Here is a 22523-nt window from a genome sequence, read left to right on the forward strand (position 1 = left end):
AGAACGCTATTATTAATCGTGAAATTGTTCCAATCTGCGTTTTCGGTAGCCGTCCGGAGATATGCCCATTACCTTAGTAAAAAGCCTCGAAAAATAATAATGGTCGTTAAAGCCAAGTTCGCGGGCTATTTCTTTAATAAGCAGGTTTGTAAAGTGCAGGTACTGGCAGGCTTTTTGTATTTTGAGCTGGTTAAAATATTCAATAGGGGAGAAGCCCGTTTTATTTTTAAACACCGCCGAAAAATGTGCAGCAGATAATTTTACCTCATTGGCAGCTTCTTCAAGCGTAATGGTCCTGTGTACATTTCGGGTAAAAAAATCAATGGCAATTTCTGCAACACCGCTGTTTTGTATTTTGTCTTCCTGCCTGCTGTTGTATATTATTGTGCTTAAAAAATGCCACAGGCACATGTTTACATTAACTAATGTATCTATACTGTAGCCTCTTTCAAGTTGCCGGTACATGTTATTAAACAGGGAAGTAGTATTGTTGCCAGATTCTATAAAAGCCTTTGCACCATGCAGTTTTTTAAAACGTTCTGCAATATCTAAGGCTACACTACCTTTAAAATGTACCCAGAATATACTCCACGGTACATTAGCATCAGCGGCATAAGTATGTGCCGTTTTTTGCGTAATAATTATCGCATTGCCCGGCTCTATATAGTAAGTGTTTCCATTCATTTCTACCTGTCCTTTGCCGTCAGTACAATATATAAGTATATGCTGGTCTGCGCCTTCGGGTCTGTGCCTGTAATGGTGCAGCGCTTTAGGATAGTAGCCAATGTTAGTTATATACAGGTTGCTTATAATGCTGTCGGTAATGCATAAACTCTCTAAAATAGTTCGAGGCACGGCTATAGCTCTTTGCCCGTTAAAGCCTTCTTCCTTTCTAATTATGTTTTCCACTACCTGTATTAAGTTTGTTTAAATACATAATATTATCCATTAATGGTTTTAAGTTGTACTGTTTTCTGCTTGAAATTTTAAGTATAAATTCAAAATTAGTAATTAAATATGTATAGGATGAAAAATTAAATGCTATTTGTTATTTTATTATAATATGTAGTAGATGTGGCTGAAATATACAAATCTAAAAATAATCTATCTTATTCAAAATTTACTCCATTGTTGCCGGAGTTTGTAATCTGTTACTTTGCTAAAAACCATTTTGTTTTTAAGTTATGATAAACGAAGTAAGAGCCTGGGAAGAAATCGTAATAATATCAACTTACCCGGTGGGCAAGGCTGAAAAGAACCCTATGTTTCTTGAAAAAAGGGTGTATCAGGGCAGTAGCGGGGTGGTATATCCGCATGCGGTAATCGAAAAAATATACGACGAAAAAACCGATAAAGCCTACAGGGCGGTATATATAGAAAACCGCTATATAAAAGTAATGATACTGCCCGAACTGGGCGGCAGGATACAAATGGCGTATGATAAAGTAAAACAACGCCACTTTGTATATTACAACCAAGTTATAAAACCGGCACTGGTGGGGCTTACCGGCCCATGGATATCGGGCGGTATAGAGTTTAACTGGCCGCAGCACCACCGTCCTTCTACTTTTGAAGCGGTAGATTTTACCATTGAAGAAAACGAAGACGGCAGTAAGACCGTTTGGGTAAACGAGGTAGAGCGCATGTTCCGTACCAAGGGTATGGCCGGTTTTACCCTTTATCCTGATAAAGCCTATATCGAAATTAAAGGCAAACTCTACAACCGCACGCCTTTTCCGCAAACCTTTTTATGGTGGGCAAACCCTGCCGTAAAGGTTAACGATGATTACCAGTCGGTTTTTCCGCCCGATGTTTATGCCGTTTTTGACCATGGCAAGCGCGATGTGTCGTCGTTTCCTATTGCCAAAGGCATTTATTATAAAGTAGATTATGCACCGGGTACTGATATTTCACGCTACAAAAATATACCTGTGCCTACGTCTTATATGGCGGTCAGTTCCAAATACGATTTTATAGGCGGATACGAACACGACACCCAGGGCGGTTTGCTGCACGTAGCCAACCACCATATTGTGCCGGGTAAAAAGCAGTGGACCTGGGGCAATGGCGAATTTGGCGTGGCTTGGGACAGGAATCTTACCGATGAAGACGGGCCTTATATTGAACTGATGACCGGAGTGCATACCGACAACCAACCCGACTTTTCCTGGCTGCAGCCTTACGAAGAAAAGACATTTACCCAATATTTTATGCCCTACCGAGAAGTAGGCGCTATAAAAAATGCTACTAAAGAGGCGGTTGTAAATATAGAACTCAATGATGCTAATGCACTTATAAAGCTTTATACAACTGCAGCCTATGACAATGTGGAGGTAAAGCTGTATGATAAAGATAGTTTGGTGTTTACAGATAGTATTGCAACATCTCCCGAAAACCCTTATATAAAAGAACTGGTATTGGAAACAGTTCTAAACCCTGAAGATATAAGGCTTACGGTAATCAACCTTTATAATAACAAAGAGCTAGTAAGCTACTGCGCTGAGGCACCCATAGCGTTAGACCCACCACAGCCTGCACAGGCCGCCATTGCTCCAAAAGACGTAGAGAATACTGAGCAGTTGTATCTTACCGGACTTCATTTAGAACAGTACAGGCATGCTACTTTTGTAGCCACCGATTATTACCTTGAAGCCCTAAGGCGCGACCCAAAGGATGCCCGTAACAACAACGCTATGGGGTTGTGGTACCTGCGTCGGGGTCAGTTTGCTAAGGCCGAGCCTTATTTTAGGGCGAGCATTGCTACCTTAACCCAGCGCAACCCCAACCCTTATGATGGTGAAGCGTATTACAACCTGGGATGGACGCTAAAATTACAGGGCAGGAGCGATGAGGCTTTTGAGGCTTTTTATAAAAGCGTGTGGAACGATGCCTGGCAGCATGCGGGCTATTTTAACCTTGCACGACTTGCCACTGCCAAAGGCGATTATGAAGAGGCACTGGAACTGATTGACAAATCTATTGTGCGCAATTATAACAGTCATTCGGCAAGGCATGCAAAAGTGTTCATCCTTAGGTTGCTGAATAAAAATAGTAAGGCATTGGCATTTGTCGAAGAAAGCCTTTCGATAGACCCGTTTAACTTTGGCTGTCTTTACGAAAAATACCTGCTGCTTAAAAATACAGATTCGGCTACAGCCGCGGAGGTGTTGAATCAGCTAAAACACATAAGCCGTGGGTGGGAGCATAATTTTATAGAATATGCCCTTGATTATGCCCATGCAGGGCTTTACAGCGATGCGATTGAATTTTTATCGCTTTGCCCGGCTGAAAATTACACGCTTATAAATTATTACAAAGGCTGGTTTGCGGCCCAGGCAGGAGATGTTGATTCGTCAAAAGAGTATTACCGCAAAGGTGCAGCTGCATCTCCTGATTTTATTTTCCCTAACCGTATAGAAGAGGTTTTGGTACTGCAAAAAGCTACAGAGCTAAACCCAGATGATGCCAACGCCTATTACTACCTTGGTAATTTTTGGTACGACAAAAGACAGTACAGTGAGGCGGTTGAATGCTGGGAAAATTCGGCAGAAATAAACGGCAGTTTCCCTACCGTATGGCGAAACCTGTCGTTAGCATACCACAATAAACTGAACGACCCCGCAAAGGCACTAACGGCACTGCAAAAGGCTTTTGACCTTGATACCTCCGATGCCCGCGTGCTTATGGAACTCGACCAGCTGAAGAAAAAATTAAATCATTCGTTGCAGGAAAGGTTACAGGTTTTGGAAAAGTATAAAAGCCTTGTGCTGCAGCGCGACGACCTGTATTTAGAGTGGGTTACGCTACACAACCAGTCGGGCAAATATCAGGAGGCAAAAAACCTTATTGCGGCCTATAAATTTCACCCGTGGGAAGGTGGCGAGGGTAAAGTGGTTAAGCAGTACCTGTTGTGCTACATAGAGCTTGCAAAACAGGCCATAGCGCGGGGCAATTACAGTGAAGCCCTTGAACTATTGGAATCTGCAGAGAATTATCCTGACAATCTTGGCGAAGGCAAACTGGTAGGCACACAGGAAAACGATATACATTACTGGAAAGGCATGGCACAAGAACTGCTTGCCGATAATGCCACGGCAACACAGTTTTATAACAAAGCTACCGAAGGTATCAGTCAGCCGGTGCAGGCCATATTTTATAACGACCCGCAGCCAGATAAGATTTTTTATCAGGGGCTGGCATGGCAAAAGCTTGGCGAAACAGAAAGGGCTACCGACATTTTTAACAGCCTGATTAACTTTGGCAACAGCCATATTGATGATGAGATTAGCATTGACTATTTTGCGGTCTCCTTACCTGACCTGCTTGTTTTTGATGCCAACCTGAACGAAAGAAACTACATACATTGCCTATATTTACAGGCACTCGGCAGGCTCGGCCTTCGCGGTGAGAATACTGCGCTGGCAATTGAACTGTTTGATAAAGTACTCGCGCTCGATGTTAACCACCAAGGGACACAGGTGCACAGGCAAATGGCAAAGCAGGTAATTCCGGCAGTTTCTTAACGAATTTTGATATGATGAAAAACCTATATAGTTTTATATGCCTGGCTATAGCCCTTAACACTTACAGCCAGAACATATACGAACTTGATGCTACAGCTCCTGCCACCCCGGTAAATGAGCGGTTAAAGCTGGGGGGAACTAACCCTAAAGGAGATAAAATCAGCGTTAACAACCAGTATGTTTCGTTTAACGGTGTTCCTGCTGTACCTGTAATGGGTGAATTCCATTACGTGCGTTACCCTAAAAAATACTGGGAAGAAAGCATACAGAAAATGAAAGCCGGGGGCATAACGGTTATAGCCACATACGTGTTCTGGAATGTGCATGAAGAACAGGAAGGCAAATTTAACTGGGAGGGCGACAAAGACCTGAAGGCATTTATAAAGCTGTGCCAAAAAAATGGCATGCAGGTTATTGTGCGCATAGGACCGTTTTGCCATGGCGAAATACGCAGCGGCGGCCTGCCCGACTGGCTTTTAGGCAAGCCGTTAACCATACGCTCTAACGACCCTTTGTATTTAAAATATGTAGAGCGCCTGTACACACAAACTGCCAAACAGCTTAAAGGGCTGTACTTTAAAAACGGTGGTCCCATTATTGGCATACAGATAGAAAACGAATACCAGCATTCTGCTGCGCCGTGGGGTTTAACCTATCCCGGACAGCCGTATGACCTTACCGCATCTGAAAGAGATATAAGCCTTACGCAGGAGGGTGTGGGTGTTTCTGATGCAAAAAATCCGTATGCACAGTTGGGCAACGACCACATGAAAATCCTAAAAAATATAGCCGTTAATGCCGGTATCGATGTGCCGCTATATACCGCTACAGGCTGGGGCAACGCAGCTATTATAGAAGGTGAAAGCATACCGGTTACTGCTGGGTATGCCTATCCGTTCTGGACGCCTAAACGCGATTACTCGCCTTTCTTTTTGTATAAAGACATGCGTAAGGTGCCTGATTATTCGCCCGTGCGCTATAATCCTGCCGATTATCCTGCCTTTTCTGCAGAACTGGGTTCGGGCATTATGAGCGTGTACACCCGCAGGCCCATTGCCGTGCATAAAAGTTTTGATGCCATGATAAACCGTTGCCTGGGCAGTGGTGCAAACGGCATAGGCTATTATATGTATCACGGTGGTTCTACACCGCAGGGAGAAAATTCTTATTTTAGCGATGAGGCTTACGGCCTGCCTAAAATATCGTATGATTTTCAGGCACCTGTTGGCGAATACGGTCAGGTACGGGAGGGTTTCCACAGGTTGAAACTGCTGCATTTTTTCACTCAGGATTTTGGTCATCTCTTAGCACCTATGCAAACCGCACTTCCGGCAAATGCCGCATTGCTTAAGCCCGAAAACATAACCGATTTAAGGTATGCCGCACGCGTAAAAGACAACTCAGGGTTTGTGTTCATCAATAACTTTCAGGACGACACGCTGATGCTGCCGCAGAAAGACATCCGCCTGAAAATAAAAACGGCACAGCAGGAAATTCTGATACCACATAAGGGCAGTTTTAATCTTGATGCTAACGAAAATTTTATAATCCCCTTTAACCTCGATATTAACGGCATTACATTGCAGTATGCCACGGCGCAGCTTCTGGCAAAGAACGACGATGAGTCGCAGTCGTATTACATTTTCTTTACCCCAAAAGGAATTAAAGGCCAGTTTTTATTTAACGGAGATGCAGGAGCTGTAAACACTAACGGTGCAACCATTCATAAAGACGGAGAAAACACATTGGTTACCTGCAATGGTGCTGTAAGTGAATTTACAATTACAGCAAACGGCAAACCGGTACGCATTTTAGTGGTTAGTAAAGAGCAGGCATTAAAAGCTTATAGGGTAACCCTTAATGGCAGCAGGCATTTTATTTTTTCTGATGCAGTAGTGCTGCAAAACGGTAAAAACCTGCAATTGCTTAGCGATGGGGCAAATAGTTTTACTTTAGACGTGTACCCAAAAATAAACGGCACTCCCAAAACAGCTTTCGGTACCCTTGGAAAAACAGATGGCAACACTGTTTTCTCAAGTTATAAAATCACGCTTCCCGCTGCCACAGTAAATGTTGAAGGCAAGCAGGCTACGGAACGAAAATGGACGGTTAGCCTGCCGCAATCGCTTCCTGAACATGTAAACGATGCAGTGCTTACCATTAATTATAAGGCCGATACCGCCATGGGATTCATAGATGGAAAGCTGGTGACCGACGAGTTTTATAAAGGTATACCCTGGCAAATAGGGATGCGTAAATTTTTGACCGGCAAACCACAGGAAATGGTATTCTATTTCAGGCCGATGCAAAAAAATGCATCCTATTTGGTAGACCTGCAGCCGTATCCGGAAAGTATCCCTGATTTTGGCGGTAAAAAAGAATACCTTAAAGTAGAAAATTTTGATGTGCAGTTACAGTACACCACAAACATAACCTTTTAAACATGGCACATTTTATAAGCGAAACCACAGTTTCGTCTGCAACAAACTATAAATACAATACACTCTATATAACAGGCATTTCGTTTATCTCTGCACTGGGCGGCTACCTCTTTGGTTTCGACTTTGCAGTCATATCGGGCGCATTGCCTTTTTTGCAAAAAGAGTTTGGCCTTAATGCCTATTGGGAGGGTTTTGCTACAGGCTGCCTTGCCCTTGGCGCCATTGCAGGTTGCCTGATTGCAGGGCGCATAAGCGATAAATACGGCCGTCGTCCCGGATTGCTTATTGCTGCCGTAGTGTTTGCCGTGTCATCTTTAGCCATGGCATTTTCGGTTTCGAGAGATGTGTTTATCGCCGCACGTTTTTGTGCCGGTGTGGGTGTGGGCATGGCCTCGATGCTTTCGCCCATGTACATAGCCGAGGTTTCTCCGGCCCATTTCAGGGGACGCATGGTAGCGATAAACCAGCTTACGGTAGTAATAGGCATCTTGGTTACCAACTTGGTTAATTATGCCCTTCGCGACAGCGGCCCTGATGCCTGGCGCTGGATGTTTGGTTTGGGGTTTGTGCCATCGGTACTGTTTTTTGTGGGTGCCGCGTGGCTTCCTGAAAGTCCGCGCTGGCTTATAAAAGCAGGAAAAACGGACAAAGCCCGCAGTGTGCTTACTAAAATTGGCGATGCCTCTTTTTCTGAAGATTCCATTCAAACGATTGAGAAGTCTTTGCAGGGCGTTACCAAAAGTTCCGGTTACCGCAGCCTTTTCAGTAAAGGTATATTCAGCGCTGTAGCAGTGGGCATTGGCCTGGCTGTGTTTCAGCAGCTGTGCGGCATCAATACGGTGTTTAATTATGCCCCAAAAATATTCGAGAGCATTGGTGCCTCTCAGGACGACCAATTGCTGCAAACCGTTTTTATAGGTGGTGTAAACCTTGTGTTTACTTTGTTAGCCATGCTTCTGGTAGACAAGCTTGGGCGCAGGCCGCTCATGCTTTTAGGTGCGGGTGGGCTTGCCGTGCTTTACCTTTTTGTGGTGCAGCTGTTAGGCATGCAGTCTGCCGCGGTATCCTGGCTGCTGCTTGCCGCCATAGGGCTTTACGGCATGACGCTTGCCCCGGTAACCTGGGTTTTAATATCGGAGATTTTTCCTAACAACGTGCGCGGCGAAGCTACTTCTATAGCCGTTGTAGCCTTATGGGCCGCCTATTTTGTACTGGTATTTACATTCCCCATATTGTTTGAAAATTTACAGGAAAAGTCGTTTTACATCTATGCGGTTATTTGTGCATTGGGGCTTTTGTTTGTATGGCTAAAGGTTAAAGAAACCAAAGGAAAAACACTGGAAGAACTGGAACAGGACATTGGTAAGTCTAAAGTTTAAAAGTCATAAAGTCAAAAGAATTGACGGCAATCAACAAAAGCTCATTTATAACATTGAATTTTAAAATTATGATTTTGAAACAAATAAAGAATATACTGCAAATCTGCATACTGATGCTCGGGCTGCCAGCCTGCGCACAGCAGGTTTCGCTTGCGGGCGAATGGTCTTTTGCTATAGACAGGCAGGACAAAGGCGTTAAAGAAAACTGGTTTAAAAAGCCAATTAAAGATGATGTTATAAAACTGCCCGGTTCTATGGCAGAGAACGGCAAAGGCGATGATGTTAGCCTTACCACACCATGGACGGGCACTATTTACGACAGTTCTTATTTCCATTTTCCAAGGCTTGCACATTACCGTAAGCCCGGAAATATAAAGATACCGTTCTGGCTTTCGCCTGTAAAATACTATGTGGGCGCAGCTTGGTACCAGCGAAAAATAACCATCCCAAAAGAATGGACTAAAAAACAACTGTTACTGTATCTGGAGCGTTGCCATATACAATCAGCCGTATGGATAGACGATATAGCATTGGGCGAACAAAATTCATTAGTAGCGGCGCACAGCTATCAGTTACCTGCGGGGCTTAAAGCAGGCGAACATATATTAACCATCCGCATAGACAACCGTATTGATAACATGAATGTGGGGCCTGATTCGCACAGTGTGAGCGACCACACCCAAGGCAACTGGAATGGTATAATAGGCCAGATTACCTTAGAGGCTAAACCACAGGCCTACCTTGCCGATGTGCAGGTGTACCCCGACGTAGATAATAAAAAAGCACGTGTACGTATTGCCATAGCTAACACAGGCAAAAAACAAAAGGGTACGCTGACCTTTAAAGTCGAAAGCTTTAATACAAAAACAAAACACACGTTGCCGCAACTAACCGTTGATTATAAAGCTGCAGCTGCTGATACTACATTTATAGATACCGAAATAGTTTTAGGTAATGATATGCAGCTTTGGGATGAATTTAACCCTGCGCTGTATAAGCTTGACGTTGCCCTTACTTCGGGGAAAACACGAGATGAAAAACAGGTTAGTTTTGGCATGCGGCAGGTTAAGGCCGAAGGCCGCTACATTACCCTTAACGGTAATAAAGTACATTTAAGGGGCGACCTTAATAATTGCGAGTTTCCGTTAACAGGCTATCCGCCCATGGATGTTGACGGATGGAAAAGGGTATATGCCATTGCCAAAGAGCATGGGCTTAACCATTTCAGGTTCCATTCATGGTGTCCGCCGGAGGTTGCTTTTACTGCTGCTGATGAGGTGGGTTTTTACCTTCAGCCGGAAGGCCCTACATGGCCTAACCACGGCACTTCTTTAGGCGACGGGAAGTTTATTGATAAGTATCTGTATGAGGAAACAGCCCGTATTATGCAGGCCTATGCAAACCACCCATCGTTTTGCCTGTTTGCTTCGGGTAACGAGCCTGCCGGAAAAAATCAGGCATCTTTTCTCGAAAAATATAATGTGTACTGGAAAAATAAAGACAACAGGCATATATATACAGGGGCATCGGTAGCTATGAGCTGGCCTTTGTATCCGGAAAGTGATTACATGATTAAATCAGGTCCGAGGGGACTGAACTGGAACACGGTGCAACCCGAAACCATGAGCGATTATGCCGAAAAAACAGCAGCTTTCAGCATTCCGTATATTACGCATGAAATGGGGCAGTGGTGTGTTTTTCCTGATTTTAAAGAGATAAAACAATACACAGGTGTAATGCGAGCTAAGAATTTTGAACTCTTTGAAGCCGACCTTAAAGCCCACGGCATGCTTGACCAAGCCGAAGATTTTTTAAAGGCTTCAGGCAAACTACAGGCAATTTGCTACAAGCAGGAAATAGAAAAATCGCTGCGCACGCCAAACAGTGCCGGTTTCCAGCTGTTAGGGTTGCAGGATTTTCCGGGTCAGGGGAGTGCCATTATAGGAGTGCTTAACGCTTTATGGAACGAAAAAGGATACATAAGCCCGGCCGAATGGAGAAAATTCTGTAACAGTACTGTGTTATTGAGCCGTATTCCTAAATTTACCTACACTAATAATGAGGAATTTAAGGCTAATATAGAAGAGTATCATTTTGGGGCAGAAACCCTAAAAAATGCTAAGTTAAACTGGGTAGTAAAAGATGCTGCGGGTAGAGTTGTGGCTAAAGGCACTTTAAAAACTTTGGAATTACCAAAAGGTGCTGTAACCCCTGCGGGAGAAATAGCAGTGGCCTTAAATAGCATTACAAAGGCCACTCAGCTTAACCTTGAAGTTACCCTTGACGGAACAGTAATAACTAATGACTGGAATTTTTGGGTGTACCCACAACAGTTGCCCGATGTAAAGAACAACATTTATTTTACTGATGTTCTTGATGCAAAAACCGAAAAAGTACTGCAAAATGGCGGCACCGTTTTTTTAAATGCTGCGGGCAAAGTTGTAAAGGGTAAAGAAGTAGTACAGTATTTTACTCCTGTATTCTGGAACACATCGTGGTTTAAAATGAAACCGCCCCACACCTTAGGTATTTTAGCCGATACTGCAAGTGCCGCTTTTAACGATTTCCCTACCGCTTACCACAGCGACCTGCAATGGTGGGAAATTGTGAATAAGGCACAGGTAATGCATCTTGAAGATTTCCCTGCCGGATTTAAACCTTTGGTTCAGCCGATTGATACCTGGTTCATGAACCGTAAGCTCGCATTAATTATGGAGGCAAAGGTGGGTAAAGGCAAAATTATAGTATGCAGCGCCGACCTGTTTACAGATGCAAATAACAGGGTAGCGGCAAGGCAGCTGCTGTACAGCCTGAAAAAGTATATGAGTTCAAAAGAATTTAATCCGAAAGATACTGTAGACCTTGCAGCATTGAAAGCTATATTTACCACGCCATCTAAAGAAGTATGGGACAGCTTTACAAAAGAAAATCCTGATGAGTTAAAACCATTGCCAACAAAGAATCAATAAATAAATAAAGCACTGTGGTACTTATAATGCGTTCTAAATTAGAGTGTTAATGTTTATTCAGATTTTGCTGCATTTTGGTTTAATTGACTATTATCTTGCCTGCAATTTCTATGCAACGTATAAATATTGAAGAAAAGAGACTGTTGCAATATGACGTTTTACATTTTCAGGAACCATTTTTACTGTATTGAATATCACAGAAAAGGAGTATCGGCTAATTAAAAGTATTTTGCCCTTTAAACTCTACCGGAGCCATGCCTACTTTTTGCTTAAAAATTCTTGTAAAATGTTGCTGGTATTTAAAACCAAGTTCATCAGATACTTCTGTTATGGTTTTATTTGGTTCCAGTATTTTTTCCTTTGCTACCTCGATCAATTTTGATTGTATGTAATCCAGTGCAGTAGTCCCGGTTTCTTTTTTAATCAGGTCGCCAAAGTAATTAGCCGATAGGTTTAGCTGCCCTGCAAAATAAGCTACAGAAGGCAGGCCTATTACAGCTGGTTTACCCGATACAAAATAGTCATTCAGCAAATTTTCAAAGCGTGTTAATACATCGTTATTTACGTGGGTGCGGGTTATAAATTGGCGATCGTAAAAACGCATACAATAGTTTAGGAACAACTCTATGTTAAAAACTATAAGGGTTTTGCTGTGTTTATCAATATTCAATTCTATCTCCGTTGCTATTTTCTCAAAGCAATCGTTAATAATATCACGTTCCTTTTTAGAAAGATGGAGGGCCTCATTTACCTCATAAGAGAAGAAATTATAATCTTTAATTATTCTACCCAAATGTGTACCTGTAATTAAATCCGGATGAAACACAAGCGCTTTGCCCCATGGTTTTATCTTTTCGCCTTTGCTGTCTATACCATATACCTGCCCCGGTGCTACAAATACCAGGGTACCATCTTCATAATCATACGGCTGGCATCCATAAGTCATATCGCCACACTTAATGTATTTAAGAAAAACGGCATACACACCCATATACCTTCGGAAGTATTGAAAAGAGGGAATTTGATCAAAATCAACTACGGTTACCAGTGGATGCAGGGTATCTGCCCCTACCGAATCGTTGTATTCTTTAACTGTATCAATTCTTTCTACCGTCTTCATATCAATCATTTTAAACAAATGTATTGAATCCTGCTGTTTCATTATGGTGTAAATAACCAAATCAGTAAAAGTGGTATATATACCTGTAAAATGTATAAACGTTGTACTCATGCCTATTCCGAAATTTGTAGTAACTGTTTTAATAAACAAAATATTATCAATGATAAAACAGATTACACTTGTTGCAGTAATACTCGTCACGGCTGCTTGCGACAATAAACAAACAGAGAACAAAATGGAAACTACAAAAACTGAAACTACTGCGATTTTTCCTAAAGGCGATCGCACACCTGAAGAATATTTTACAGGCAAAGCATATCTCTACCTAATACAGCAGCGTACTGCAAATAACAATTTTGTAATTGGCAGTGTAACCTTTGAACCCGGTGCGCGTACCAATTGGCATAGCCACCCCAAAGGACAGGTCTTGATTGTAACTGAAGGCAAAGGGCTGTATCAGGAGAAAGGTAAGCCTGCCCTGCACATAAACAAAGGAGATGTGGTAGATATACCTGAAAATATAGAGCACTGGCATGGTGCCACGGCCGGAACCAAAATGGTACACATAGCTATTACAAACTATTTGGGTGAGGTAAATGCTAACTGGTTGAAACCTGTAACAGATGACGAATATAAAATTGCTAATCAATAAACATATTATGGACAGAAAAAGTATTCTTAAGATGTTATTGCTTTTTCTGGTATTATTTTCTATTACCATGAATGCACAAACCAAAATAGAAGACAATAATGCACTTGATGCCCGACAGCAAAATATGGCTGCTATTTCTGCCCTAACCGCTATTGGCAACACAGTTGATTTAAAAACCGTATTCAACTCAGGTTTAGACAGCGGACTTACCATAAACGAAATTAAGGAAGCATTGATACAGTTGTATGCGTATTGCGGTTTTCCGCGAAGTCTGAACGCGCTGGGTATTTTTAAAACTGTGATAGAAGAAAGGTCAGCTAAAGGCATTAAAGATATCCAAGGCAAATCCATTGTAGTAGAAAACCCGGCAAAAGACAAATATGAACAAGGCCGCAAGGTTTTAGAGGAACTTACCAAAACGCCGCAGCCCAAACCGGCACCGGGATTCGGGGAGTTTGCACCACGTATAGACGCTTTTCTGAAAGAACACCTTTTTGCAGATATTTTTATAAATGATGTATTGAGCTATAGCCAGCGTGAACTTGTAACTATCTCTGCTCTTGCAGCCATGCCGGGGGTAGGGGCACAGCTCAAATCACATATTGGTATTGGTAAAAACACGGGGATAACAGATGCGCAGCTTAGAGTACTTTGCAACATTATAGAAAAATATGCAGGCCGTACACAAGCTAATATATTGCGCAGTAGTATAGGAGAACCAGAACTGACAGTAACTGCCCCCGATATGATGGTGCGTATTTCTGAAATTGAAATACTGCCTGAATTTATTGAACAGTACAATGCCATTTTAGAGGAGGAATCTACGGCATCAGTGGTATTAGAATCAGGCGTGATAGCCATTTACCCCATGTTTCAAAAAGAAAACCCCAGTCAGATAAGGATTGTAGAAATATATTCCGATAAAAAAGCCTATGAGACACATTTGCAAACTCCGCACTTTAAAAAATATAAAGAAACTACCCTAAAAATGGTAAAGTTTCTAAAACTGGTAGATATGGATGCTTTAGATAATGCCATTATGCCACAAGTTTTTAAAAAGATTAAGTAATATGAGTAAAGAAAATATTGATGATATTTTTGAACAATTAAAAAATAACGATCATTTAGTTTTCTGCAATCTCATATTCTGTTACTGGTCATATCAGGACATTTACATGTTACAAAACTTTCGTTTGTATCTGGAACATATTTTTATTTGCCGCAGATAAGCAGTTTACCGATACATTGTTTTTAGAAATTCACGGTAGCCTATGACAAAAGTTATAATGAATAAAATTACTATCTTTTTGTTCATAAGGCACCGTGAATATATCTGTATTTATTAAACTTAGCAACCGTTTTTACGAAGGGTGCGTTTATAAATTACTTTACTATTTAGTTCTACGTAGTCGCCCGATATTATTGGATATGAATATTTGGGCGCATGTGATACACTATGGCTTTTTATAATTATTTTGTCGTTAACTTTCAGGCTATGCAATTGCTGAAGTTGTGACTTTTCCGGTTCAAATTTAAGAATATAATCGTCACCATTAATCCTGGCCATCACTCCGAAACCTAATGCTGATCCCGGCGGAAGAGAAAGAGAAGTTATAACAGCTTCCATATTAGTAAAGGCACTTATATGTTTCCTTATTTTTGCGGCATCGGCAAGCACTTTTTTACCTTGCGGAGACACTTTCCACTTTTTGTAGTTTATACCATCAGGGGTAGCTTCCCATTTTTTCAATTCAGCTTTCTTTTCAACAGTAGAGAGTGGTTTTTGAATTGTTTCATTAGGGGCTTCATTTTTAATTTCGCAATTTACAAATACCAGTCCGCTTACCATAACTAATGGTAAGATCATTGCATGAGTGATTTTTTTCATTTTCTTTTTGTTTTAATTAAAAGGATATCTATCTCCTGATAAATTCTGTGCATGTGAGGCATTCTTTTTATTTTTCATATCCTTTTAAAATTGATACAACAAAATTACTTTGATATATTTCATTAAGAGGAACTTAGATTGTAAATAAAAATGTAAACTTTGTAAAATAAAGATCTTGACACTATGTATCTTCTTCAAAATATTCTTTCAGGAAAACGCAAGTACCTGTTTGGCTCTATATTACTGGTCTTCATTTATGTAATCTCTGCAGCTTTTATTATGACTGATAGTGATGACTTTGTTTTCGCAAGAAGGGAGGTTTTGCTCCGCAAGATCGGGCATGAATTACTTTTACAGTCGGGCGACAGTACATCAAGAGTTCTCCCGATAAAAAAGATTGCAGAAAATGAATACCAGATCAGGTTTGAAAATGATTTTACTTTTCGACCGGACTCCCTTATGAATATCACCAAACGTTTATTGGCCAAAGATCCGTTGGTACGCGATTATATTGTTAACATTCTTAATTGTGGCAATTCCAGTGTGGTATATGGATATGCTGTATCTAAAAATAAAAAAGATGATATTGTAGCCTGTATTGGAAGAAGACAGCCTAAAGCATGTTATATGATGAACATTAAATTTAGGCCAATGGAAATAAATACAGCAAAGAATGCATTTTTTTTAGGCGGCCTGTCATTTTTAGCATTTGCCGGTTTTGTTTATATGAGATCAGTTAAGCCGCGAAAAGTTTTATCAGACAGTCAATACGACAGTTTGTATACTTTGGGCTCAGTATTGTTTGATGCGAAGAATCGGAAACTCATCATAAACGAAAACACAGTAGACCTTACTGCGACTGAAACCCGCATATTGCTTATTTTCGCATCATCTCCCAACGAGGTCATAGAGAGAAGCCGATTGCAAAAAGAGATATGGGAGGATGAAGGTGTTATTGTTGGGCGTAGTTTGGATATGTTCATATCAAAACTCAGGAAAAAGTTGGAACATGATCCCAACATAAAAATTGTTGTTATACGGGGAAAAGGATACAAACTTAACATTACTTCTTAGGAAGAGATTCTTGTAATTGTCTATTTTTTTACTCAAAGCATAAATATCCAGGGCACTATTACAATAAGTACAACCGGTTATACAGGGTTTGCTTCGTAACAATAACATTATACGCTCTACCTCAGGATAGTTTTTAAGAACCCAGGGCGGAGAGTAATAGAGTGAACCCTTTTATTCGTTATAAATGAGTTAATCAACGACAGGTAATATGCCAGTTCAATAGGATGCTCATCTGTAATTTTAGTTAAATCTGCCTGGCTACAAATAGTATCGCTAAACTTTAACCTGATTAATGATTCGGCATCATGGCTGTGCTACTATAATTTACAAATCTGAAAAATGCCCCAAACTCTTTTGTACGGCCTAACAGTAGCCAAAAGAGTTCTTTAAGCGCTTCATCAGTTTGCCAAAAAGAAGCAACATCATCATTAAATAAATCCCGCGCCTTTATAGAATCGTTTAAAGGATTGTTAGTATCATCTGTTTGAAGTTTATCATCCTTTAATAACGCATGATAGGGCTTTGTTGGAAATAACAAAGGAGAAAGGTATAAAGTATCGATGATGTTTGAAGGATTAATCCCGGAATCATCAAATGCTTTCCCTATATATTTAATATCGTGATTTAAGATATTGTGTCCGCATACATATTCGCTTCCTCTCAGGAATTGGGTAAAATCTGCGAGTGATGGCTTGTGGAAATGATTGCCATCAGCTTTAATTGCACCTATATCAAGTATTTTGCCTTTGTTTGGCTCAATTTCAGTATCGATAAATGTAATTGAACGGGTATTGCTTTGTTCACCTGTTAGCATTTAACTCAACAAGATTATGGTTTGATTTTTCTATCTGGCCATAAACATGCAGATGTTTAATAGCGAAGATGATAAGTAGCTAATTTAGTGTTTAATTTCTAAATACAGAATACTTTATATTAATAAACAGGACGGTTATGGTCATTAACTGCCCGTTATTCCATTAACAAACGTATCCACAAAGTTTAAAATCTTATTCAATATCCTATCGCCAACTTCTTTCGATTTAAGAACACTTGGCCTATTCTATTTTGAACATTGCCCTTACTTTTATTTTCTTTTGCCATCTCGATTATTCAAATTTCGTTAGTAATTACATTAAGGATATTAAAAAACAAGTCCAAGTTCCTTAAAGTACATTTCAATTTCTTTGTCGAGTTCAGCCCTTTTTGCTTCCAGTTCCTTAATTTCGCGCATTACGGCCTGTATGTCTATTTCTTCCTCTTCCTCAAAAGTATCTACATAGCGCGGAATGTTCAGGTTGTAATCGTTATCGGCAACTTCTTTCAGGGTTGCGGAGTGGCTATATTTTTCTATAACCGTCCTGTTGCGGTAAGTGTCAACAATTTTGGTAATATGCTCTTCGCGCAGCATGTTCTGGTTTTTTACCTTGTCAAACTCCTTACTGGCATCTATAAATAAAATATCATCGGGTGTTTCCCTACACTTTTTAAACACCAGTATACAGGTAGGAATACTGGTGCCGTAAAATATATTGGCAGGCAGGCCTATTACAGCATCTAAGTAATTTTTTTGTTCAATCAGGTATTTACGAATATGCAGTTCGGCAGCACCCCTAAATAAAACACCGTGCGGTAGCACAATGGCCATGATGCCGTTTTCAGCAAGGTGGTAAATCATGTGCTGCACAAATGCAAAATCGGCTTTGCTTGCCGGTGCTAATTTGCCGTATTGGCTAAACCGATCATCGCTTAAAAATAGGGGATTGGCACTCCAGTTTGCCGAAAACGGCGGATTAGCCACAATAGCCTCGAAAGGCGCATCATTTAAGTGCTGTGGGTGTTCCAGGGTGTCTTCCTGCTTAATGTCAAACTTCAGGTAATGCACACCGTGCAGTATCATGTTCATCCGGGCAAGGTTGTAGGTAGTGCGGTTCATTTCCTGGCCGTAGAAGTTGGTAACGTCTTTTACTTCCCTTGCCACACGCAGTAGGAGGGACCCCGAGCCACACGTGGGGTCGTACACAGACCTAAGCTTGTTCTTACCTGTTGTAACTATTTTTGCCAATATCTTTGAGACTTCCTGCGGAGTGTAGAACTCGCCGGCCTTTTTTCCGGCGCCGCTTGCAAACTGGCCTATCAGGTATTCGTAAGCGTCACCCAATACGTCGAGCTCTGTATGCTCGAGTTTAAAATCAATCTCGTCTAAGTGCACAAGCACCTTTACAATAATAGCATTTCTTGCCTCGGCGGTCTTACCCAGTTTGGTGCTGTTTAAATCCATGTCCTCAAAGAGATTGTCAAAATCTTCTTCGCTCTGGGTGCCCATGGTGCTCAATTGTATATTGAGAAGAATTTTCTGAAGGTCCTCCAGTATAAATGTGTTTGTATCACTACTTCCACGTTTGGCGATTTCACCAAACAGCTCAGATGGCTTTAAAAAATATCCCAAAGTTTCAAGAGATTCTTCACGAATAGCATTAATATATTGCTGTCCCTCCTCGGTATCTTCTTCTATGTCGCGAAACTGGATATTGTCCTGTGTTAAAATGGAATTCGCATAGATTTCCATCTTCTCTGCAAGATACTTATAAAAAATAAATCCTAAAATATAATCCCTAAATTCATCGGCATTCATTTTGCCCCTTAAGGTGTTAGCAATATTCCAAAGTTGCTGCTCAAGTATCTTTTTTTGCTCTTCTGACATTGTTCGAATAGATTTTAGATTAGAGATTTTTAATCCTTAAAGAATGCTAAAATAATCATAATACTTATTTTGTATTAATGGTTATCGAGATTTTTAAAAATTTGATGATGCCTATGATAAAATGTAAAATTTATTTACAATTTAATTAACTTTATGAATAGAAGAAATTACGACGATTCTTCAAGATAGTTATTAAGCCACAAAAAAAAATATAGCTGAGCCACAATAACTTTGTGGATTTTTGAAAATTTCGATGATGAAAGGATAAAAATAAAAAAACTGAAAATTACATATTTTCAGTTTTTCATTGTTTTAATATGCTTTATAATGATATAAAGCTGAATTGTGGTGGTCTTACGGAACAATTTTCGAACCGTTTTAAGAATGATGTAGCTAAGTTAACTTCTCAATAATGTAACATCTTTACCAATCGGTAAACTTCTACATGTTTAGACACGCAGTTTATGTTTTTGTAAAAACTGTCCAGGCAATATTTTATACACTTTAGTAAAAGATATTTACACTTTAGTTGATTATACCATTAGCCAAGATTTTATTTTTTTTAATTTGTAGATTAATAATTCTGGTGTGATTGAATTTTAATTTTAGAATATTAATCCTATGATTGACGATGTAAACAAATATGTAGTTAAAAAATGGAGGCGTGTGCTTTTTACATTGCTGTCTCTTTTGCTGTATTATTTTATTTCATTTTTGTTGCATCCCACGTCACGCTATTGGCAGGTTTTCTTTACACAGTCGTTGCCTGAGATGCTTTTTGACATAGCCCTTACCCTTTTATTTTGTATTGCAATATCCTGGTTTAGTATTATACTTAACAGTAAGCTTAATAAACTTTTGCCATGGACCGAAAAAACGCTGAAAAGGTCAATAGTTCAAAGCCTGCTTCAAATTACGGGGGTAGTTATTATAATCTTTTTTCAGATCATGATTGGTTCACTTTTTTACGATACCGATTGTGAATCAGATCCTTTATGCAATTTTCAGGATATTTGGAGCTGGATAACTGGCAGTATCGTTATTGGCCTTGTAATAAGCAGTATTAATACCGGTAGCTATGTTATAGAGAGCTGGAAAAAAGCTGCGTTTGAGGCAGCCGAAGAAAAGTTAAAGGCAGCCGAGATGAAAAGGGCGGTTACTGAAGCAGAACTCAACGCACTAAAATTACAAATAGACCCGCATTTTGTGTTTAACAACCTCAGCGTACTTTCTGAACTGATTTTAAAAGACCAGAAACTTGGTTATGAATTTTCTGAAAACTTTTCTAAAGTCTATCGCTATCTGCTTGTAAATTCAAGAAAAGACCTGATAGCCCTTTCTGAAGAACTTAAATTTGTACAGTCTTATATATTTTTATTACAAAACCGTATAGGCCTGGGAGTTTCATTTTCTATCAATATAGATGATGCCGCACTACCGTTTTATCTTCCGCCACTCACGTTACAACTTTTAATAGAAAATGCTCTTAAGCATAATCAGACTACCAAATCTAATCCTTTAAAAGTAAACGTATATAATGAAGGTGCCAATCAACTTGTTGTTGAAAACACGATACTCCCCATTCAGGGCGATGTACACTCATCGGGTACCGGATTAAAAAACATCATAGGCCGGTATACCCTGTTAGGAATACAGCCACCCCTTATTGTAGAAACACATGAGGTTTTTAAAGTTGTTATTAACCTAAAGGCATAAACAATGAATATTATAATTGTAGAAGACGAAAAACCGAATGCCGACAGGCTTACAAGGCTTATTATGGCTTTAAAGCCCGATGCTGTTATTGTTGCGGTGTTAGAGAGTATTGCCGATAGTGTAGATTGGTTTTCGGCTAATGAAATGCCTAACCTGGTGATGATGGATGTACGGCTTAGTGACGGGCTTAGTTTCGAGATTTTTTCTAAGATAAAAATTACCTGCCCCATAATTTTTACAACAGCTTATGATGAATATGCCGTAAGGGCTTTTAAATATAACAGTATAGATTACCTGTTGAAACCTGTAGAACAGGAAGAACTTGCTATAGCATTTACTAAACTTAGCACCGTTGTTAAGGACGACCTTACAGCCAAGCTGGAAAACCTTTTAAGTTTTGTAGCTACTAAAGACTACCGCAGCCGTTTTCTGCTGCCGTTTCGCGATGGGTTTAAAACACTTTTAGTTTCTGATGTTAAGTATTTTTATTTAGAGCATAAAATTACACGTGCAAAGCTGCACAACGGCACAGAAGAGGTAGTACCATTAAATATGGACGAACTGGAAAGCCAACTCGACCCTAAGCTGTTTTTCAGGGCAAACCGACAGTATATTATACATATAGATGCCATAGACCAGATTTATAACCACTTCAACTCTAAGCTTGTAGTACTTATAAAAAACAATCCGGGGGTTGAAATTATTGTAAGCCGTGAAAAGGCCACGCTTTTAAAATCATGGATTGATTATTAGCCCCGGGCTTTAAAATTGCGGACATAAATATTTTTTGAGTTCGCCAATTTTACGTTTCAATTAGCAAAAAATACACTTCGGTTAAATATCTTTCCAGCCTGCTTTATTACACTGTTATTTTGCTGTATAAAACTATTAATCAGTAAATAACAATGAAATTTTCCCTAAGCTATTGCACATTTAAAGCAGCATTGTTTTTGTTGGCGGCAGCCTCATTTGCCTCTTGCGGGCAAAGTGGTGGCGATGCTTCACAACAAATGCCTAAGCCCGAAGTAGACTTTTTAACCGTACAGTCTGGCACCGGCGAAGTAGATAAAAAATATCCGGGTATTATAGAAGGTAGCGTTAATGTAGATATAAAAGCACAGGTATCGGGCTATCTTGAAGCTATTTATGTAAAAGAAGGCGATTATGTGCAAAAAGGACAGTCGCTTTTTAAAATTAAAGGCGATGTGTATGAGGAGCAGGTGCACAATAGTGAGGCTGCCTATAAAAATGCCGAAGCTAACCTTGCTAATGCCCGCCTTGAGGTAGAAAAAATAAAACCGCTTGTAGAGGGCAAGGTCTTTTCGCCCATGCAGTTAAAAACTGCTGAGGCAAACCTGGAAGCTGCAAAAGCACAATTGGCACAGGCAAAGGCTTCATTAGGTTCATCGCGCCTCAATGCCGATTTCTCGCTTATAAAAGCACCTGTAAGCGGCTATATAAGCAGAATTCCTAACCGAATAGGCAACCTTGTAACACCTACCGATGCCGCACCGCTTACAACACTATCTGACATAAATACTGTATTTGTGTATTTCTCTATGAGTGAAGCCGATTATCTGGGTTTTCAAAAGGATGTAACCGAAGACAAAGGCGTACAGCTTATCCTTGCAGATGGTAGCATTTACGAACACAAAGGCACGGTAGAGGTAGCCAGCGGTAACATAGACCGTACCACGGGCAGTATTTCTTTAAAGGCCATTTTCCCTAACCCTAAAAAGTACCTGCGTTCGGGTGGTTCGGCAAGGGTAATACTTAACGGCAGCCTTGCATCTGTAGTAAGTATACCTATGGCGAGCGTAAAAGACATACAGGATAAGTTTTTTGTGTTTACCCTTAATGGTGGCAAGGTAGCCATGACCCCAATTGAAATTGCCGGTAGCGCAGATAACAACTATTTTGTAGGCAAAGGCCTTAAATCAGGCGATAAAGTGGCGCTTAACAACATAGATGCCCTTGCCGATGGTATGGAAGTTACTGCAAAAGACGGTGCTGCAGCTCAAAAGCCGGTAGCCAAAAAATAATCCCACAGATTTATTAAT

The 22523-nt window shown here is 40.3% G+C and carries 15 protein-coding genes; 10 read left to right on the forward strand and 5 right to left on the reverse strand.

Going from position 1 to position 22523, the window contains the following annotated elements; genetic code table 11:
- Nucleotides 1-12: 12 nt before the first annotated feature.
- On the reverse strand, nt 13-909 hold the full coding sequence (locus GR160_RS03520; protein ID WP_160748448.1) for an AraC family transcriptional regulator: 897 nt from the start codon (nt 907-909) through the stop codon (nt 13-15).
- A 275-nt stretch (nt 910-1184) separates the two neighbouring features.
- On the opposite strand from GR160_RS03520, the gene GR160_RS03525 reads away from it, so the two are divergent.
- The 4 genes from GR160_RS03525 to GR160_RS03540 all read left to right on the forward strand — a co-directional run bounded on the left by GR160_RS03525 (nt 1185) and on the right by GR160_RS03540 (nt 11312).
- Nucleotides 1185-4523, forward strand: a complete 3339-nt coding sequence (locus tag GR160_RS03525; RefSeq protein WP_160748449.1) for a DUF5107 domain-containing protein — start codon at nt 1185-1187, stop codon at nt 4521-4523.
- An 11-nt stretch (nt 4524-4534) separates the two neighbouring features.
- Nucleotides 4535-6964, forward strand: a complete 2430-nt coding sequence (locus GR160_RS03530; RefSeq protein WP_202390697.1) for a beta-galactosidase — start codon at nt 4535-4537, stop codon at nt 6962-6964.
- Between the two features lie 2 nt (nt 6965-6966).
- Nucleotides 6967-8343 (forward strand): sugar porter family MFS transporter, encoded by a 1377-nt coding sequence (locus GR160_RS03535; RefSeq protein ID WP_160748450.1) that lies wholly within the window; start codon nt 6967-6969, stop codon nt 8341-8343.
- A gap of 74 nt (nt 8344-8417) precedes the next feature.
- On the forward strand, nt 8418-11312 hold the full coding sequence (locus tag GR160_RS03540) for a sugar-binding domain-containing protein (protein ID WP_202390698.1): 2895 nt from the start codon (nt 8418-8420) through the stop codon (nt 11310-11312).
- A gap of 214 nt (nt 11313-11526) precedes the next feature.
- On the opposite strand, the gene GR160_RS03545 is transcribed toward GR160_RS03540, so the two are convergent.
- On the reverse strand, nt 11527-12543 hold the full coding sequence (locus GR160_RS03545; RefSeq protein ID WP_370519196.1) for a helix-turn-helix domain-containing protein: 1017 nt from the start codon (nt 12541-12543) through the stop codon (nt 11527-11529).
- 49 nt (nt 12544-12592) lie between these two features.
- Between GR160_RS03545 and GR160_RS03550 the strand changes: the two genes are divergently transcribed.
- Both GR160_RS03550 and GR160_RS03555 read left to right on the forward strand, forming a co-directional pair.
- Complete coding sequence (locus GR160_RS03550; protein ID WP_237421160.1) at nt 12593-13084, forward strand: cupin domain-containing protein; 492 nt, start codon at nt 12593-12595, stop codon at nt 13082-13084.
- A gap of 7 nt (nt 13085-13091) precedes the next feature.
- Nucleotides 13092-14153 carry a carboxymuconolactone decarboxylase family protein gene (locus tag GR160_RS03555; RefSeq protein ID WP_160748452.1) on the forward strand — a complete coding sequence of 354 codons (1062 nt, stop codon included), beginning with the start codon at nt 13092-13094 and terminating at the stop codon, nt 14151-14153.
- A gap of 279 nt (nt 14154-14432) precedes the next feature.
- Here the strand turns inward: GR160_RS03555 and GR160_RS03560 are convergent, their stop codons facing one another.
- Nucleotides 14433-14972 carry a hypothetical protein gene (locus GR160_RS03560; RefSeq protein WP_160748453.1) on the reverse strand — a complete coding sequence of 180 codons (540 nt, stop codon included), beginning with the start codon at nt 14970-14972 and terminating at the stop codon, nt 14433-14435.
- 183 nt (nt 14973-15155) lie between these two features.
- Between GR160_RS03560 and GR160_RS03565 the strand changes: the two genes are divergently transcribed.
- Nucleotides 15156-16046: a winged helix-turn-helix domain-containing protein gene (locus GR160_RS03565; RefSeq protein ID WP_160748454.1), complete on the forward strand. Its 891-nt coding sequence runs from the start codon at nt 15156-15158 to the stop codon at nt 16044-16046.
- Between the two features lie 289 nt (nt 16047-16335).
- Here GR160_RS03565 and GR160_RS03570 read toward each other — a convergent pair whose 3' ends face one another.
- Together GR160_RS03570 and GR160_RS03575 are read right to left on the reverse strand one after the other, a co-directional pair.
- Complete coding sequence (locus GR160_RS03570) at nt 16336-16860, reverse strand: hypothetical protein (protein WP_202390699.1); 525 nt, start codon at nt 16858-16860, stop codon at nt 16336-16338.
- A 327-nt stretch (nt 16861-17187) separates the two neighbouring features.
- Nucleotides 17188-18747: a type I restriction-modification system subunit M gene (locus tag GR160_RS03575; protein WP_160748455.1), complete on the reverse strand. Its 1560-nt coding sequence runs from the start codon at nt 18745-18747 to the stop codon at nt 17188-17190.
- Nucleotides 18748-19368: 621 nt separating this feature from the next.
- Here GR160_RS03575 and GR160_RS03580 point away from each other — a divergent pair.
- The 3 genes from GR160_RS03580 (at nt 19369) to GR160_RS03590 (ending at nt 22505) form a co-directional block, all read left to right on the forward strand.
- The gene (locus GR160_RS03580; RefSeq protein ID WP_160748456.1) at nt 19369-20463 is read left to right on the forward strand and encodes a sensor histidine kinase; all 1095 of its coding nucleotides are present in this window, start codon (nt 19369-19371) and stop codon (nt 20461-20463) included.
- A 3-nt stretch (nt 20464-20466) separates the two neighbouring features.
- Nucleotides 20467-21216 carry a LytTR family DNA-binding domain-containing protein gene (locus GR160_RS03585; protein ID WP_160748457.1) on the forward strand — a complete coding sequence of 250 codons (750 nt, stop codon included), beginning with the start codon at nt 20467-20469 and terminating at the stop codon, nt 21214-21216.
- Between the two features lie 152 nt (nt 21217-21368).
- Entirely contained in the window at nt 21369-22505 is a 1137-nt protein-coding gene (locus tag GR160_RS03590) for an efflux RND transporter periplasmic adaptor subunit (protein WP_160748458.1), read from the forward strand.
- Nucleotides 22506-22523 lie beyond the last annotated feature (18 nt).

Origin of the sequence: Flavobacterium sp. Sd200 (genome assembly GCF_009826935.1) — a bacterium.
In the GTDB taxonomy this organism is placed as follows: domain Bacteria; phylum Bacteroidota; class Bacteroidia; order Flavobacteriales; family Flavobacteriaceae; genus Flavobacterium.